The organism is Pseudovibrio flavus (genome assembly GCF_009711345.1).
Taxonomy (GTDB): domain Bacteria; phylum Pseudomonadota; class Alphaproteobacteria; order Rhizobiales; family Stappiaceae; genus Pseudovibrio; species Pseudovibrio flavus.
Window position 1 is genome coordinate 1 of record NZ_SMMA01000042.1, and the last position, 16,614, is coordinate 16,614.

The window sequence follows — 16,614 nt, forward strand, 5'->3', positions numbered from 1 at the left end:
ACTATTAACAAATCAAGAATTTCAACAGGGCGACCTGTGAGGCAAATCACAGGTCCGATGTGACCTGGACGAAGGCCCTATCCAATTAGGTAGGAGCTGGTTTCACTATTGAAACCCACGATCCGGTTTCCGTTGGTAAAGTGCCCTTGGAGTTCATTACGCACCCTAATGCGCTCTGAGAGGGCTTCATCCGGATCGCGTTTCATAACCGCGCCGAACTGCTCAGGTATGGTCACAAGAGCAAAGTGGTCAAGCTTCTCCTCTTTCCAGAAGTCAGCATTAGACTTGCGCGCTGCTACGCGTTCTTCATTCAGATCCCATTCTGCAAGCAGTCTATCGGAAGGCACGCCTGCATTGATGCCCGGCATCTCGCCGTAATAGTTCTCGTGATATGTACCGGCAGTCGCACCAAGACGCCCGATGTTCAGCGAAGCATTAACGCGAAGGATAGGATCGTAAGTCCAGTGGATCTTCTCGATCCCTCGATCCAAACACCAATCACGTTGGAACCACTTGAGTTTCTCGCCAAGGCCAAGGCCCCTTCCCTCAACACGGACCGCCAGACGGTGGGAGTGCTGGACCTTTGCATCGTTTGTTGGAAAGCCGAGAAGGAAGCCCAGCATGTGATCTTCATGAAACGCACCGGCAACAAGACCACCAGCGTGCTGAAGCGCGAGCATAATATCCGAGTTATCAGGCATATCATCCTCACCCCAGACGTCACGCTGAAGCTGCTCGGATTCTTTTAGTTCGGCGACGCTCTCAAGCTCACGAAAGACTATAGAGGATGCAGTCAAGGTCATGCTTTGAACTCCTCTACACTTTCGGAGACTTTTTTTAGATAGTCTTTGTCGAGGGTCACCCCAATTCCCGCGCCATTGCTTGGTACTGGCATTTGGCCACTAGAAGCTTCAAGCGGTTCGTTGATGATATCGCGCTGGAAATAGCGGCTCGCGCTAGAGGTATCACCCGGCTTACTGAAATTGCGCAGTGTGGCTAGGTGGATGTTATGAGCGCGGCCGATGCCGCTTTCCAACATTCCGCCGCACCACACAGGAACGCCGAAGGCCTCACATACATCATGAATAGAGCGAGCAATGGAAATACCGCCAACGCGGCCTACCTTGATATTGATGACGCGTGCTGCTTTTAGCTCAAGCGCCATACGCGCATCCTTCACAGTACGGATGCTTTCATCAAGACACACTGCTGTTTTTAACGCGCTTTGCAGCTTGGAATGGTCATAGATATCATCATAAGCAAGTGGCTGCTCTATATAGTCAAGCTTGAACTCGTCTAGCTGCTGAAGAACTGCGAGATCCTCAAGGCCATAATCTGTATTGGCATCAACGGTCAGCTTAATTTCAGGGAAGTTCTTTCGGATACCCTCAACGAGTTTAACGTCATGACCTTTTGCGATCTTTAGTTTGGTGCGTTTGTAGCCTTGCTCTACGGCGGCCTCAACGCGCTCAAGCGTTCTATCAAGGCTGGCAATGCCGAGGCTAACCCCAACATCCACAGCATCCCGCGTTCCGCCGATGGCAGCTTTTAGAGAAATGCCAAGGCTCTTGGACCAGAGGTCCCAGAACGCCATCTCCACCATGGCTTTGGTCATGCGGTTGCCACGCCACGGATCCAATATCGGCGCGAGCTCTTGGGGTGATGAGAAGCGTTTACCAATTATCTGCGGTACGAGCGCTTCCTTAAAGAAGGCCATACCTCCTGCAATCGTTTCTTCGAGATAATCAGGAAGCGGATCCATCACCGCCTCGGCATACCCTTCAAGTCCCTCGCCCTTTAGGATCAACAGCGGGAACACTTTGTGGGTCATCGTTCCGGTTGAAATAACAAATGGCGTAAGAAGCGGAAGCCGAACAATATGTAGTTCAGCGCTTTCAATAAGGATGCCCTGCCGAAGGGATGGAAACGTCATGGTCATTGCTTTTTACTAAAAGTATGGCGCGTCGTCGTGCGGTTTTGGGGAGTTATAATGCAAAGGGCCGCAGCGGTCCTAGAGTTTCGACCGCCGCGACGTTTTTTTTTTCAATTACTTCATCGTGTAAACATCGATGTCGAAGTACTTGTCGTTGATGGCCTGATATGTGCCATCAGCGCGGATTTCCTTCAGCGCTGCATTCAGCTTTTCACGCAGCTCGTCATCTTCCTGACGAAGCGCGATACCAACGCCGTCGCCTACGAACTCTGGATCAGTGATTGGCTCGCCTGCGAGAGCACAGCAGGAACCGTCGTTTGTCTTTGTGGTCCAGTCAAGCATCGGCAGCATATCGCCAACCTGAAGGTCCAGACGACCGTTTGCCATGTCAAGGTTTACCTCGTCCTGAGACGGGTACAGACGAACGTCCGCATCTGGATACATCGCTTCTGCGTAATCTGCCTGAGTGGTACCAGACTGAACACCAATAGCCTTGCCAGAAAGGGAGGCGTTGGTGAAGCTTGTGATATCAGAGCCTTTTGGCACCACGTGGGTCATTGCAGCGAGGTAGTAAGGATCAGAGAAATCGACCTTTTTCTTACGCTCTTCAGTGATGAACATGGATGCGATGATGAAGTCGTACTTGCCAGCTACAAGACCTGGAATGATGCCATCCCAATCCTGAGTAACGATCTCGCACTCAACGCCGATGCGCTTACAAAGCTCAAGGCCGATTTCAACATCAAAGCCGGTTACTTTGCCACTGGCTTCAACATAGTTGAATGGAGGGTATGCCCCTTCCGTACCAAGGCGAAGTTTTTCAGCAAGCGCAGGAGAACCTGCAACAGCAGCTAGAAGGCCCGCTGCCAAGACACTCTTCAAGTTAATAGGATTAAACATAAAGTACCCCTCCTTATAAAATTATTGGATTACTAGGTTTTCAGCTGGCCTGCGGGGTCCCCCACATGACCGGTGAAACTTTGATAGAGCTTTGCCGTTTTCTTCAGCCGTGTTTCGACTTCCGGTCCAAGCTTCATGAAAATGCCGTTCATCAGCAGATTGGTAAGAACTGCCATATGGGCGGTAGAATCCCAGAATTGATTGAACTGGGTCTGCACTCGAAAAATCTCGCTGGCGCCCTCGCCGCCCCAATCACAAAACACATCGGTTATAAGAGTTACCGGAATGCCGTGTTCAGCGGCTTCTGTAAGAAGAACCTTGGCGAGGCGGGAGTAGCGGCGGGCCTCGAAGATAACGAGGCAATTGTCACCTTCAGACAAGAGAAGTTCGGTAAAGTTGCCCGAACTTAAATCAAGCAGCTCAACACCATCGCGAAGATACTGAAGCTGGTGTGCCAAGTACTGGGCCTGCCCACGCTCTGTCTGGAAACCGGCGATAAAAACCTTGTCACAAAAAGCCATTCGCCCAACGGCCCTCTTCCAAGGCTCAGTCGCTGTCATCTGGTAGATTTTAACAAGCGACGCGATTTCCAATTCCATGCCTTTGGAAAGGTCGTAGGAACCGGCTGCTTGACTGCTACGCAGCTCAGCCAGATGCTCCTTTACGAGCCACGGACCACCATTGATTTCCGGTTTAAGCTGGGACTTGAGATCCTTGAAGCTCTTGAAGCCAATAGACCGGCAGAACCGACCAACGGTGGCTTCACTCACTTGTACCTTGGAAGCAATACTCGAGGCAGTTTCAAAAGGAAGCTCTGCAAATGCGCTGACCATATAGTTGGCCAATGCCCTATCTGCTTTGGAGCCACCTACACAGGCTTCCTCAAGTAAGGATTGAATCGTTTGAGACAAGCAATTCTCCGATAGGTATATTTACCCACCTAAATTGAAAGATCTCTTTCAGAACTGCAATGGAGAAAATTAAATATCACCCGAAAGGGCAAGATTGAGTTCACAGTATAAAGGTGCATTTTGGGAAAAGCCTAGCCAAAATGAGAGAAAGGGGCTGAAACGCCCCTTCCCGTTACATTAGATGACGACGTTTCCATCGTTAGAGCCATCATCGATCTCAACAACAACGCGGGTTGGAATCATGTCCATGGTCGCGGCAAGGGTAAAGTCCGCTCCATTTTCCGCACCGTCTTTATCGACACTTAGCTCTCCGGTTTCATTGTCGTAGCGCACGTAGTCACTCACGTCCGTAGAGACTTCGAACAATCCGGTTAGGTCAACCACGTCACCTTCGGCTGCGCTGAAGTCCGCTATTGCGTCAACAGCATCCAGATTGGAGATGACGAAGCTGTCAGCACCAGTACCGCCATAAAGAGTATCTTGACCAGCACCACCAGAAAGAACGTCTGAACCGGCGCCGCCGAACATCGTGTCATTCCCAGCGGATCCGATGCCCATATCATTGCCGGATCCCAGATCAACAACGAAACCTTCGGAGGCTAGACTGAGGTCAACAAGGTCTTGCCCGCCCATGAGCTGGAATGCGTCCACCTCATCGTAATCACGCGATTGCGTAACAACAACGGCCTCGTCCTCATCGCTACCAACCGCTGTATCGTAGGTTTGTGCCGAGCCGGAAACATCATCCAGAATAGCCGCTGTTACGCCGCTTTCCAAAATGATGGTCTCGCCTGTCTCAGACATTGTGAGAGACACGGTATTATCGACCGAGACCGTTGCAGTTGCTTGAGCAAACGCTGCAACGTCCTCGCCGTCGGTAACGGAATAAGATAGGACCAAGTCGCCCTCCACACCGCCGTTTAGGCTGACAGTCCACGCCGCCGAACCTTGAACCTGCGTTATGGCCGCATCCCCAGACAGGATTTCCAAGTCACGGACGGCAAGATCGGAAGAATCTGGATCGCTGAACGTCGCAAGCAGTTCGTCTTGCGTGATTGTAAACTCGCTCAGGCCGGATCGGTCTAGGCTCACATCTTCATCACTCACCGGCTTTGCATTGATATTGAAGCTAAAGCCAACAGGATCGGATGTGCCTTCACTGGTGGTTGCCTGCGCCTGCCCTGTTACGGTACCGAAGAAGGCTGCTGGCAAAATTGCAGCAATGGCACTGAGGGAGCTGACAAAGGCCTGCTCCGAACCGAAGGAGGATCGCGATAACGTGAGCGACTGACTTCCTTGATCAAAGGTGCCGCTGTTAAAGGTCGTCCCGCTCGGCAAGTTGCTGAAGGTGATTGTCACCTCTTCCAGCGTCTCGACATTTGGGCCAGTCTGGTCAGTGACCGCCGCAGAAACATCAAGCTCGATAAGAGTGTTTCCATCTCCTTGAGCCGCGTTTTCCGCGCTTACTGCCAAATCCACGTCCACTTGCGGATCAACGCTGACAGTCAAATCAGCTGCATCAGACTCTTTAAAGGCGTAGGGCGAAGCAGGATCAGCATTGGGTTCCTGTGCTACCGAAACAACTTTCAGTGTGAAGTCACCTGACGCATCAGCTGGCGGCAAGAACTGGGCGGAGCCAATGCTACCTGCAGGGATACTCGCTTCTTGCGGTCCCGTCGCCACGCTTTGACCATTCACCAGTATCTGCCCGCCTTCAGGAATCTCTCTGATGATGTAGTGAGAAATAACCTCTTGTGCGTCGCTCACCTCTGCCGAGATGACCAAGCTGATAGGCTGATCCTCATTGCCTTGAGCATCCGCAACGCTAATGGTTGGTGTATCCGCTGCAGGCAGTACCTTGAAGATGAACGCGGACTCTGCAGATTCCGTATCGCCGTTTGATAGCTCCAGCGTATTCACCTTGATGGAAAGACGAAGCTGGGACGGAATATCACCAGTGCCAGAATAGCTGTTGGCTTCTTTAAAGCCGATTTCCAGCGTGGAGTACTCTTCCGGCGTCATGGTGAAGCTGCGAAGACCATTCTCATCAAGCCCGTTGTCGGTCCCGACATTGACGCTCAAATAGTCCGGCACACCCAGTAGCGTGATGTTGTAGACTTCCGAACCATCCTGATCCGGCGTCGATGTTGCAATCACACTTTCCAGATTAAGCGGCGTATCTTCTACGCCAACAACAACTGGAAGAAGTTCGCCGCCCATGTTCTCATTCACGAGTGACTGGTCGAATTCAATGATGCCGACATCCGCAACAGCTTCCACATGCACGTTAACCGTAGCGCTTGCGCTTGACTGGTCACCATTTGGCTCACGTGTTGTTGCCGTGACTGAAATTGGAACGTCGCCGTGCCGGTGCAGCGTAGGCAACAGGTTAAGGCTGCCGAGGTCTGATGAAACCTCATAGACGAGTTGACCTCCACCACTGCTTACCGGCGTTAGAGGCACACCATCTACATCAGCAAGGACGCCTTGAGATGCATCGAGTGAGAGCTGCATTGTTGTGTCCAGCTCTTCTCCGGGATCTACGAGCGCTGAGGAGAACGTGATCGGTATCAACGTATCCTCAAAGCCACCGCCAGAGTGGATGGTGACGGTTGGGCCATCGGCAACCGGATCGATATAAACGCTGGTGACATACTCTACTGCTTCCATCTGCCCAGACTGGGCATGAAGGGAACGACCGGTCACTGACAGTGTATCCAGACCGTCGTGCGGTGTATCTGCGCTCGACATATGCTCCGGATAACTCACGTAGTATGTCGTTGCCTCGTCTGCCACCGCGTGATTGACGAAATACGAACCGGTTATCGGGTTGTAGGAAATCGCATCCGCTGGCTCAGCCCTAACAACCGAGCCTTTTGGGATACCGGTTATCTCGATTGAGCCTTCACGCGGTATCTGGCTAAAGTCGCCGTCATAGTTGTTGAGCGTAATGGTGAAGGACGCTTCCTCATCTTCCGTTCCCACAACCGGAGAAAGCGTGACGTCTGGCGGATCGGGCAGATCATAGACGACAGGCTCACCGCCGCCGAAATTACCAGCATCGCTCACGCGCACATAAAAGTCGGCAGAGGCGATAGAAACGCCGTGCAACGCACTTGCATCGACAATGTTAGTGCCGGTTGGGATTTGCTCGTCATTTTCGACCACTACTGCATTCAAAGTGAATTTGTAATCTGTCGTTTCAGAGACATCGACCGGCAGGAAGCTAAGGTTTCCTATGTCTGCTGCAGATACGATAACGGCACCAGCACCTGTATCGATACCATTTGCAAAGCTGACAGATGGAGGAGCCTGAATCGATCCGCTTTGCTGGGCCATGGTAGAAAGGCTGTCACCAGTGATGATGAAGTAGAGATTTTCCGAACCATCAAAGTTTATCTGGTCCGGCATCATCTCCGTCATCAGTCCGCCAAGCCGCGTGGCTGCGCCATCTGCGCCTCCCGTGCTCGTATCAAGAACAAACGCGCCTTGATCGGTGCCCACATAAGCTTCGGATTCACCCCCTTCTGGAACGAACACGAGCGGAGTATCTGCAACACCCTTCATATCAATCGAGAGAGTGCCGCTTTCCGTCTTCACAGGGCCATCTGGGTCGGTCGCCTCGCGCACATGGAAAGTAATACCGAGCGAGAAGTCTTCATTGCTATCCTTCGGCGGAAGAATAAACAGATCGCCGATGTCTGCAGAATCCACTGTGAGCACGCCAGCGCCATCTGCGAAGATCTCCTGCCCGTTTTCTTCTGGATCACCAAGGAAGAAACGGATTTCCCTTCCATCGACGGAGAGAAGCTGTGAAGGAACAGTGATAGTAACATCGCCCGTAAGTTCTTCCGGCGAACCATCAGATTTATCGATGAGGTTACCGTCGATATTCGGGTTGAAGGCCGTGTCTTCAAGGACATTGAAGGACTGGTTCGGATTACCGCCATCAACGGATGGTGTAATCGTAATTCGTAGCTCTCCAGTTTCCGTTTGACCTGTTTCCAGATCATTGATCTCGCGGGTGAGCACTCGAGCAGTAATGGAAGTCGATCCATCGGTGCTGCGCTCCACTTCTCCGGTATTCGGGTTGGCAGTTAGAACGCCGGAGAAGTGTTGAGGAATACCGCGAAGAACCGCACCCTCCCACTGGCCATTTTCCAAAGCCCAATCTGTCATTCCGGTCGAGAAATCGACTGCAATCAACTTGGCAGGATGCAGGTCACCGTCTTCACCACGGTAGAACACCACCACGCCCTTTGGTATGCCGTAGATACCGAGGGTCTCGATTGTCTCCGAGCCTTCGATATCCGGATTGGTCGGGAAGAGTGGAATATCCACCCAGCCGCCAGCGGCATCCACAACGGCCTCCGACACAGCAAATGCATCTGGTAGCGCGGAAACATCGTTGACCGCTTCAACATCGATATCGATGCCAACAGATACAGACTTCTCGTTGGACACATCGCCTGCTTCGCTGCGTACATCGCGCGTGGTCAGGGTTACGTTGATGTCACCGAAGAAGCCGCTGCTGTCTTGCCCTTCAAGGCCGTCTACGGCGTCTACATCTCGATCATCATGAGCGATTGGAGTGAGCAGTAACGAGCCTTCGAAACTCTCCACATTGTCAGTGAACTCAAGCTTCAACTCACCCGTCTGCTCGTTATATGTAGCAGTTTCGATGGAACTTCCCTGATCGCCAAAAATAGACGTATCTACAATACCTTCTACAGAATAGCTAAACCAAAGGTTCGGGACGTTCTGGATCGTAATCGAGCTAATTTCCTCAGACCCATCCCTATCAGGCGTGGATGCGCTGATCTTGAGTGTGAATGAGCTATCTTCGAAAATTTCCACCGTTGGCGGCGTGTCGCCGACTGTTGCCGAAACGCTGGCGAACGGATCGTCGAGCGGCGTCTCATTAAAGCCGTCAGAGGCTGGTTCAATCGCAATCGTGAGGTCAGCCTCTGCGATTGGCTGAACGGTTATGGTGGTATCGAAACTGATCTGCGTTGCGTTGTCCGTAAGATCGTATTCTTTGTCGCCGGAGGCGACAGTCTCATACACATCCAGCGTACCATCAGCGCTGAACTTGCCGCTAAAGTTTTGCGGATAGGAAATACGCAGGTTCTTTACGAAGCCCTCGAACTGGCTATCACTTGCGCCGTCCGGCTGTGTGATTTTGTAGGTCGCATGGGAAGCATCACTGCTAAGCAGCTCAATTGTCCCGCGGCTGGAACCAACGGACGAATAAAGCGTTACGCTGTCTGCAATAGAGAAGTTGTCTGAAGCGGTTTCATCCACCGTGATGGTGATGACCATATCGCCATACTTCTCGGAGCCATCTTTATCACCAAGGCTGAGCGATCTGATCCGAAGCTTGGAATTGGCCGATGAATCCAGATCCTCGTTGAGCACTCTGTCCTGAACTGCCAGCGACGGATCATCAACCACCGCGTCAACATCGATATCAGCACTCTGTGCGGCTGTGCCTTGAACATCATCCAGCCCACTTGCTGTATCTGTCACTGTAAGTGTGGCTGTGAGTTCGCCGCCCATCAGAGAACCAATATCAAGGCTGGTTCCGCCGCTCGGTGTCAGCGTCAACGCCCCATCCCAGCTATGCAAGCCATCTGTAAATTCGAGAGTGAGCGTGCCGGTTGAACCATCATAAATGGCTACCGAGATAGAACCACCGCCTTGCGAGAATGCTGAAGGATCGACAACACCTTCATCATTTGCAGCGATCCAGCCATCAGGCAGGTTTTCAATCACGAGCTTAGTGAGGGTTTCAGAGCCATCCTGATCAACAGTATTCGCAGTCAAGCCAATCGTGAACGGAGTGTCCTCTTTGACGATGTGGGTCTGCCCATCTTGAGAGTGGGCTGTCACTGTCATATCCAGTGTTGGCTCTGGTACTGGCACAACAGCAATGGAGAAGGTTTGCGAATGCTGGCCTTCATTGGACGTTGCTACCACCTTGGCCGGAATGATACCGGAGAAATGCTCGGGCAAATTGGAGAGTGCAAGGGTTTGCAGTTCAGCGGGCGTACCCTGCCAAACACCGGTATCGCTATCAAGAACGCCAGTGTTTACCTGCGTACCATCCGGCAGATCCGTAAACTCAACGCGAATCGGCCCAGAAAACTCCTCGGAGCCATCGCTATCGGTAATCGCAGCAGAAAGGTTTAGCGGAAGCACAGCGTCATCTTCAACAAACGCAAGGTTCTGGCTTTGGATTTCAATATCCTGACGCTCTTGAATTGTTATCGACGCGTCCTTGGTGACCTGCCCCTCTGGGCTAGTGATGGTAACGGAGTAGTTGATTGGGCCTTCGATTTCTCCGTCCACGCCACTCGTGGTGGAGTAGTCACTAGGGAATTTGAGCGTCAGAGCCGACGCCTCTGCTGCCGTACCTGTCCAGCTTAACTCGCCGATATCCAGCGTTCCTGTGGTGGCAATTACGCCGGCAGGCAAGTGACTGAAGGATATGGTGACAGCACCTTGAGTGCTGTTCGTTCCTTCCGAACCATCAGCATCGGTAATTGCGGCGTTGATCCCTAGATCAAGTGTTACACCCTGCCCTGATGCATCCTCAAAGGTCGTTTTATCCTGCACGGCAAGCACCAAATCAGGCTCATCAGAAACCGTGATCGTGAATGGCAGGCCATCATAACCACCTTCATCTGTCTGGAAGGCGAAACTACCGGAAATCTGCGATTGCGGATTTGTCGTCGAAAAATCAGCTGGCAGCTTAAGGACAAGCTGTTCAAGCGGATTGCCCGAGCCTGAGTAGTTAAGCACGCCGTTTTCTATCAACGCGCTATCGAATGTTAATCCACCATCTTGCGAAAATAGCGTTCCCTGCGGCAGCCCATCAATGGTGAACTGAAGAGCGCTCACGCTCTCTGACCCGTCTTGATCCGTGGCCGTTGCAACAAAGTAGTCAGCAAGCCGAATATCCAAACCTTCAGAGCCGCTATCTGTCTCGGCTAGAGCGATGTTTGCGTTATCTCCGGATTGGTCAACATTGTCGGTGTAAGCGGCCTCGGCGTCGCCTTCTACGAACACTTTGACGTAGAAGCGGTGGACCGTACTTTGCCCTTCATTTGAGATGGCACTTACATCTCCAACGATATGCGGTTGCTGTCCTTCTGTCGCAAAGTCTGTAGGCAGCGTAAACGTAAGTGCTGCAAATTCTGCTGGCGAGCCTGTGAATGTGTAACCGCCGCCACTGTCAGCGGAACCATCCGATATGATTGCGCCATCTGGCAGGTTGCTGAACTTCACAGTGATGCTTTCAAGGGTTTCAGAACCATCACTATCGCTTGTAAGCACGGAAACACTATCTGCGGGACGAATGACGACAGGAGCATCAGTCTCATTCGACAAGATATCATTCGCGATGATATCGATGTCTTCTGTCGGGGTAACCGAGATTGATGAAGTGAACTGCAAAGGACCGAATTCACCATCAATGGTCGTTTCCAATTCGATTGGTTTGCTTTCGATCACCTCTAGCTCGCGTAGAACCACATTATCAATAAGTGCGCCGAAGGCATTGTTTTGACTAGCATCTTCAGTGAATGACAAGCGATCAAGGCCACCGGTTCCTTCGACCTGCAAGGTAACCGTGGTCCAGCCTTCTCCCCACTTAGGAATAACGGTTGTTTGCGCTTCACCGTTCCACGCAACTTCGAAATTACTTGAGTTCCAAACGCGTGTTGATACGTCGAAGCTCAGCTCGTATAGCGCGCCTTCTGTGGTCTGCACATCCTGATAGATCGTGTCGACTTCACGCTCTGCATCAAGTTCCAGCCATTGGCGGCCATCTGTTGCGTAGTAACCAAGGCCCTCGTCCTGAATTTCAATACGCGTACCCTGCCAGCCTGCAACGCCTTCACCTTCGTCGAATGACCCCCAAGACCTGCCTTGTAAGTCCGCGTCTTCAAAGGAGCCATTGACGATCAGGTTCTCGCCGTTCACCTCGTAGAAGTTATTGGTGGCAAAATCCTCAGGCAACTGTAGTTCAAGGGCATTGGCTTCATTGATTGAGCCGGTCCAGCTGAGACTATCGGCATCAAGGTATCCGGTATTGACGCTCGAGCCTTCCGGTAAACGGTCGAACTTGATGGTCACCGTGTTTGGCGTATCCCAGTTATCGCCGATCTCACCAACATGCGCGCTTGAAACGGAGAAACCGACGTCGACACTAACGCCAACCCCGTCCGCGTCTTCTTGCGTGACAGCATCCTCAATGATCCGGTCGTTGACGATTTTAATCGGTAAGCTCTCAACGCCGCCTTCATCAGTGCGAGCGATCAAATCACCTGTAATTTCAAAAGGCTGAGACGAAGAGTTAACAGGCGGAAGATACAATACGAGCGATGAGTAGAGTTCAGCCGAACCAGTGAAGTTCAGCTCACCATTTGTTATCGCACCATCCAGATAGGTCTGGCCGCCATCGGTAGAAAACGTGCTACCACTAGGCAAACCACCAAGGCTAAGCGAGATGGTCGTAAGGCTTTCAGATCCATCGATATCGATCGCCTGAGGTATGAAGTAATCTTCAATTCGAAGCTCGATCTCTTGCCCCTGCGTATCTGTATGGGCTAGGCGGATAAACGCACCTTCGTCACTCTGCAAAACATTGTCGGTGTAGTCGAGTGAGAGGTCCGCTTCTTGAGAAACGGTGATCGAGAAGGCGTGGAGGTCTCCTTGGCCTTCGTTTGACTTTGCGGTGATTGTACCTGCGATACTTGTTGCGGGGTTCTGGGTTGAGAAGTCCTTCGGCAAAGAGATTGCTAGGTCAAGATAGTCTTGTAACGTTCCTTCAAACGTGAGCGTACCCGCTCCGTCGATTTGGCCATGCGAGGTTGTCGCCCCACTAGGCAGACCATCGATCTTGATGGTGACCGTTTCCAGCACCTCTGAGAAGTCAGTGTCTTCAATTCCGACCTTCACGTAGTCAGATAGAGTAAACGTGACAGTATCATCGGTCTCAGCAAGCGCTACGGTATCACCATCAAAAGCGATATCCTGCGTAGCGATAACCTCGACGGTCGAGGTGATGGTGTTTGAACCTTCAGAGGTTGTGAGCGTACTGTTCAGCGTGATTGGACCGGTTTCCACCAGTTCCGTCTCAATTAGCTGCACGTTGTCTATGAAGGCGCCCAGAGCATCGTTTTGATGTTCGAGCTCAGTGAAGGCCAGCCGGTCCATACCGCCCGTGCCCTGCACTGTTAGCGTCACTGTTGTCCAGTCGCGGCCACTTGGCTCAACAGTTTCGACAAGCTCACCATTCCACGAAACTTCGAAACCGCTGCTTTCCAAGAAACGCGTAGAAACGTCAAAAGATAGCTGGTAATCAGTACCGCGCTCCGTTTGGACATCCTGATAAACGCTATCGACTTCACGTTCTGCATCAAGCTCCAGCCACTGGCGCCCTTCACTGGCGTCATGTGCCCAATGCTCTTTCTGGATTTCGATGCGCTCACCCTGCCAGCCGGTTACGCCATCACCATTTTCAAAACTTGCCCAACCTTGTTGGCCAACGTCCGGCGCTTCAAAAGAACCATCAGTAAGCAGGTTCCCGCCCTTTAGAACGACCTCATGGGTGCTGGAATAGTGCTCCGGAAACGTTAGCGTGAGCGCATTTGCTTGGTTGACTGATCCTGTCCAGCTCAAACCGTCTACGTCAAGATTACCCGCATTCGCGGTTGTTCCATCCGGCAGGCGATCGAATTCAATCCGCACGGTATCGGGTGTATCGCCATCGCCCTCAGATAGGTCGCGATCGGTGATTGCAAAGTTCAAACCTAGATGAACCGAAGCCCCAACACCGCTGCTATCTTCTGTACCCGCGCTATCATCGGCGCTCATTGAGATATCGGCCTGATGCTCTACCGATACGCCAAACGGAATAGACGCTTGCCCGCCTTCATCTGTAGTGGCGGCAAAGCTTCCTGAAATCGGCGCATTGGGAGAGGTTGTTGAATAGTCAGGCGGTAGCGACACCACGAGGTCAGCAAAGTCACTAGCAGGGCCAGTAAACGACCATTCTCCGTTCTCTACGGTCGCCTTTTGGAAAGTAACGCCACCATCTGTCGAATACTCGAAATCAGCCGGTAGACCTGTAAGGGAGACAGAATAATCAATCAGACTTTCTGAAAGGTCGGCATCTGTCGCAGCAGCCTCAAGATAGTCAGAAAGCACGATTTCCAAACGCTGATCACCAGTGCCCGTTTCGCTCAAGGCAATGGTTGCGCTCTCGCCGTCCATTGTCATCGCATCACTGTAGGAAAGGGCTATATCCCCTTCACTTTCAACTGTGATGGACACTGGATAAGCACTTGTTTGGCCTTCGTTGGATTTAGCGGAAACCGTACCAACAATCTGCGCTGCTGGGTTTTGCGTTGAATAATCCTTGGGCAGCATAATCGTCAAAGACGCGAATTCAGTTGTCGTGCCGGTAAAGGAGAATGACCCGTTTTGCTGAAGTGTACCTGCGCTTACGAGCGTACCATCAGGCAAGCCATTTAGGTTGATGGTGATGCTCTCGATTATCTCGGAGCCGTCAGCATCTGTTGACTTAACAGACACTATCTCTGAAAGGGATAGGACCAGTGCCTCGTCCGTTTCCTGAAAGATTTCTGCTTCCTGATCAATGACGATATCGTGGGTTGGTTTGACTTCCAGCGTCGTCGTGGTTCGCTTTGCGCCCTCTGGGGTCTGGACGGTTGTGCGCATAACGATAGGCGCTTCGTCCATGACGATTGCTTCGAACAACTTCACATTATCGATGAACGCACCAAAGCAGCTATCTTGCGAGGCCATTTCGGTAAAGGCGAGCCGGTCTACACCGCCAGTTCCCTCGACAGTAAGGGTAATGGTTTCCCACTCCCGACCTTCGGGAATAACGGTTGAAATCACCTCCCCGTTCCAACTCACATCAAAGGTGCTGGAATTGAAAAAGCGGGTCGAAACATCAAAGCTGAGCTGGTACTGCGTACCCGCATCGGTATGGATATCCTGAGAAACGGTATCAACGCCAAGTTCAGCATCAAGCTCTAGCCATTGCGAGCCGTTAGAGGCCTTATGGCCCCAATGGGTATTTTGGATCTCAACCCGCTCACCGCTCCAACCCGGCACGCCATCGCCGCCGGTGAAGGAGCCCCAGTCTGTGTCACCTACATGTGTCTGCTCAAAGGAGCCGTTTACTATCAGGTTGTCGCCAAAGGCCACTTGCTTGGCGGTGGTGGAATAATCCTCCGGAAACGTTAGCGAGAGCGCGTTGGCTTCATTGATCGAGCCTGTCCATGTCAGACCATCTACATCAAGGATACCGCCATTTGCTGTGGTGCCTTCTGGCAGGCGATCAAAGATGATCGTCACCGTGTTTGGCGTATCTGCATTACCTTCAGAAAGATCCGCATCGGTAATTGCAGCGTCGATCTTGAGTTCTACCGTTGTACCGCCTGCGCCGGTTTCTTCCTGAGCGACGACATTTTGCGCCGACAGTTCAATATCTGCTTCCGGCGCTACGCGGATATCAAAGCCCTGCGTTCCACGACCGTATTCGTTGGTGTAGGCGCTAAAGAGGCCACTAATCGCTGATGCTCCCGTCGCAAAATCCGGCGGAAGGGAAAGGATGAGGTTCGCAAAGCTATCTGCATCGCCCTCATAGGTCAGGATGCCGCCAGACATTTGACCGGCGTTAAAAGAGGCGCCGCCGTCATCTGAAAGGCGTGCGCCATCAGGTAAGCCCGACAGACGAATTTCGATGCGGGTGATTTCTTCAGAGCCATCTTCGTCGGTCACGCGAGCGCCAAGATAGTCTGCCAGACGGATGGAAAGGCCAGCATCATCGCCCTCACCTACAATAATCGCAGGCTTAGAGCCGCTCAGGTCCATGGCCCCCGTTACGCCAACCTCGATCTCACCTTCGACTGCGTCATAATCTTCAAGTGGGATGAACACCTCGAAGCCATGAGCGAAGGATTTGGTAATCTCAACCGTTATTGATGAAGAGGCATCGTACCCATCAGAAAAGCTCAGCGTGAACTCACTGAGATCTGACCAAAGACCGCTAAACTCCCAAACGCCATCGCCAAGGTACGTTCCATCTTCGCTGTCCATACCTTCAGACAGGCCACCCAGGCGAACAGAAAGCCCCTCGGCATTTCCAAGCTCGGTCGCGTCCTGCTCTGGAAGATTTAGCACGTCTCCAAGGGACACATTGCCACCTTGTCCATCCAGCGAGGGATCAACCGCTAGAAGGTTTGTTGTCGTAACCGGCCCAACATCAATGTGAAATTTTCCATGACTGATGGATCCATCAACTTCCAATGGGAGCTGACCTGTAACGATGCCTTCGAAATCGGATGGCAGGGCGATTTCAAGTTGCTCGGCTTGTTCTATGGTTCCTGTCCAGACACCGTTCTCCCCAAGCAGGCCGACACTTGCCAATACGCTTGGAGGCAGGAAGCCGAAGTTGATGGTGATGTTTGAAGACGCACCCTGTTCTGCACCGCCCTCTTGGCCTTGAGTTGATGCAGCATGTTGACGATAAAAATCGAAATCCAGTAGCGATCCAACATCGATCACCCGAGCCGTTTCCGCGCCTTGTACGCTGTCGGTGAATGCACTGTTTGAATAGGCATTACCAACTGTCTGTACCGTCGTCTGGTTGGTTCGTGTGGTGCGAGCGTCTTCAGTACTACCGTTATTATTATTTGTGTCAGCCATCTGTTACATCTTTCACAAGACCAAGATCACCTCTTAGACCACAGAAGTGATTACGTAATAAATACGCCATACAGACAGAATAATATCAATATTAATTAGCATATTTATCTTTATGAAATCGAC

The 16,614-nt window shown here is 51.9% G+C and carries 5 protein-coding genes; all 5 read right to left on the reverse strand.

Annotation, left to right across the window (positions count from 1 at the left end; translation table 11 throughout):
- Nucleotides 1-77 precede the first annotated feature (77 nt).
- A complete protein-coding gene (locus E1162_RS00795) occupies nucleotides 78-803 on the reverse strand; it encodes a GNAT family N-acetyltransferase (protein ID WP_155125635.1) in 726 nt (241 codons plus the stop codon).
- Nucleotides 800-1,933 carry an o-succinylbenzoate synthase gene (menC, locus tag E1162_RS00800; protein ID WP_155125637.1) on the reverse strand — a complete coding sequence of 378 codons (1,134 nt, stop codon included), beginning with the start codon at nucleotides 1,931-1,933 and terminating at the stop codon, nucleotides 800-802. Before menC ends, E1162_RS00795 begins: the two co-directional genes overlap by 4 nt.
- Before the next feature lie 114 nt (nucleotides 1,934-2,047).
- Nucleotides 2,048-2,833, reverse strand: coding sequence for an ABC transporter substrate-binding protein (locus tag E1162_RS00805; protein ID WP_155125639.1), 786 nt, complete (start codon nucleotides 2,831-2,833; stop codon nucleotides 2,048-2,050).
- A gap of 32 nt (nucleotides 2,834-2,865) precedes the next feature.
- Nucleotides 2,866-3,744: a MurR/RpiR family transcriptional regulator gene (locus tag E1162_RS00810; protein ID WP_155125641.1), complete on the reverse strand. Its 879-nt coding sequence runs from the start codon at nucleotides 3,742-3,744 to the stop codon at nucleotides 2,866-2,868.
- Between the two features lie 177 nt (nucleotides 3,745-3,921).
- On the reverse strand, nucleotides 3,922-16,491 hold the full coding sequence (locus tag E1162_RS00815) for a DUF642 domain-containing protein (RefSeq protein WP_155125642.1): 12,570 nt from the start codon (nucleotides 16,489-16,491) through the stop codon (nucleotides 3,922-3,924).
- Between the last annotated feature and the right edge of the window lie 123 nt (nucleotides 16,492-16,614).

What these genes read in the sequence shown, in the direction of transcription:
- E1162_RS00795 (WP_155125635.1), bottom strand. Translation starts at nt 803, where the DNA reads ATGACCTTGACTGCATCCTCTATAGTCTTTCGTGAGCTTGAGAGCGTC.
- menC (WP_155125637.1), bottom strand. Translation starts at nt 1,933, where the DNA reads ATGACGTTTCCATCCCTTCGGCAGGGCATCCTTATTGAAAGCGCTGAA.
- E1162_RS00805 (WP_155125639.1), bottom strand. Translation starts at nt 2,833, where the DNA reads ATGTTTAATCCTATTAACTTGAAGAGTGTCTTGGCAGCGGGCCTTCTA.
- E1162_RS00815 (WP_155125642.1), bottom strand. Translation starts at nt 16,491, where the DNA reads ATGGCTGACACAAATAATAATAACGGTAGTACTGAAGACGCTCGCACC.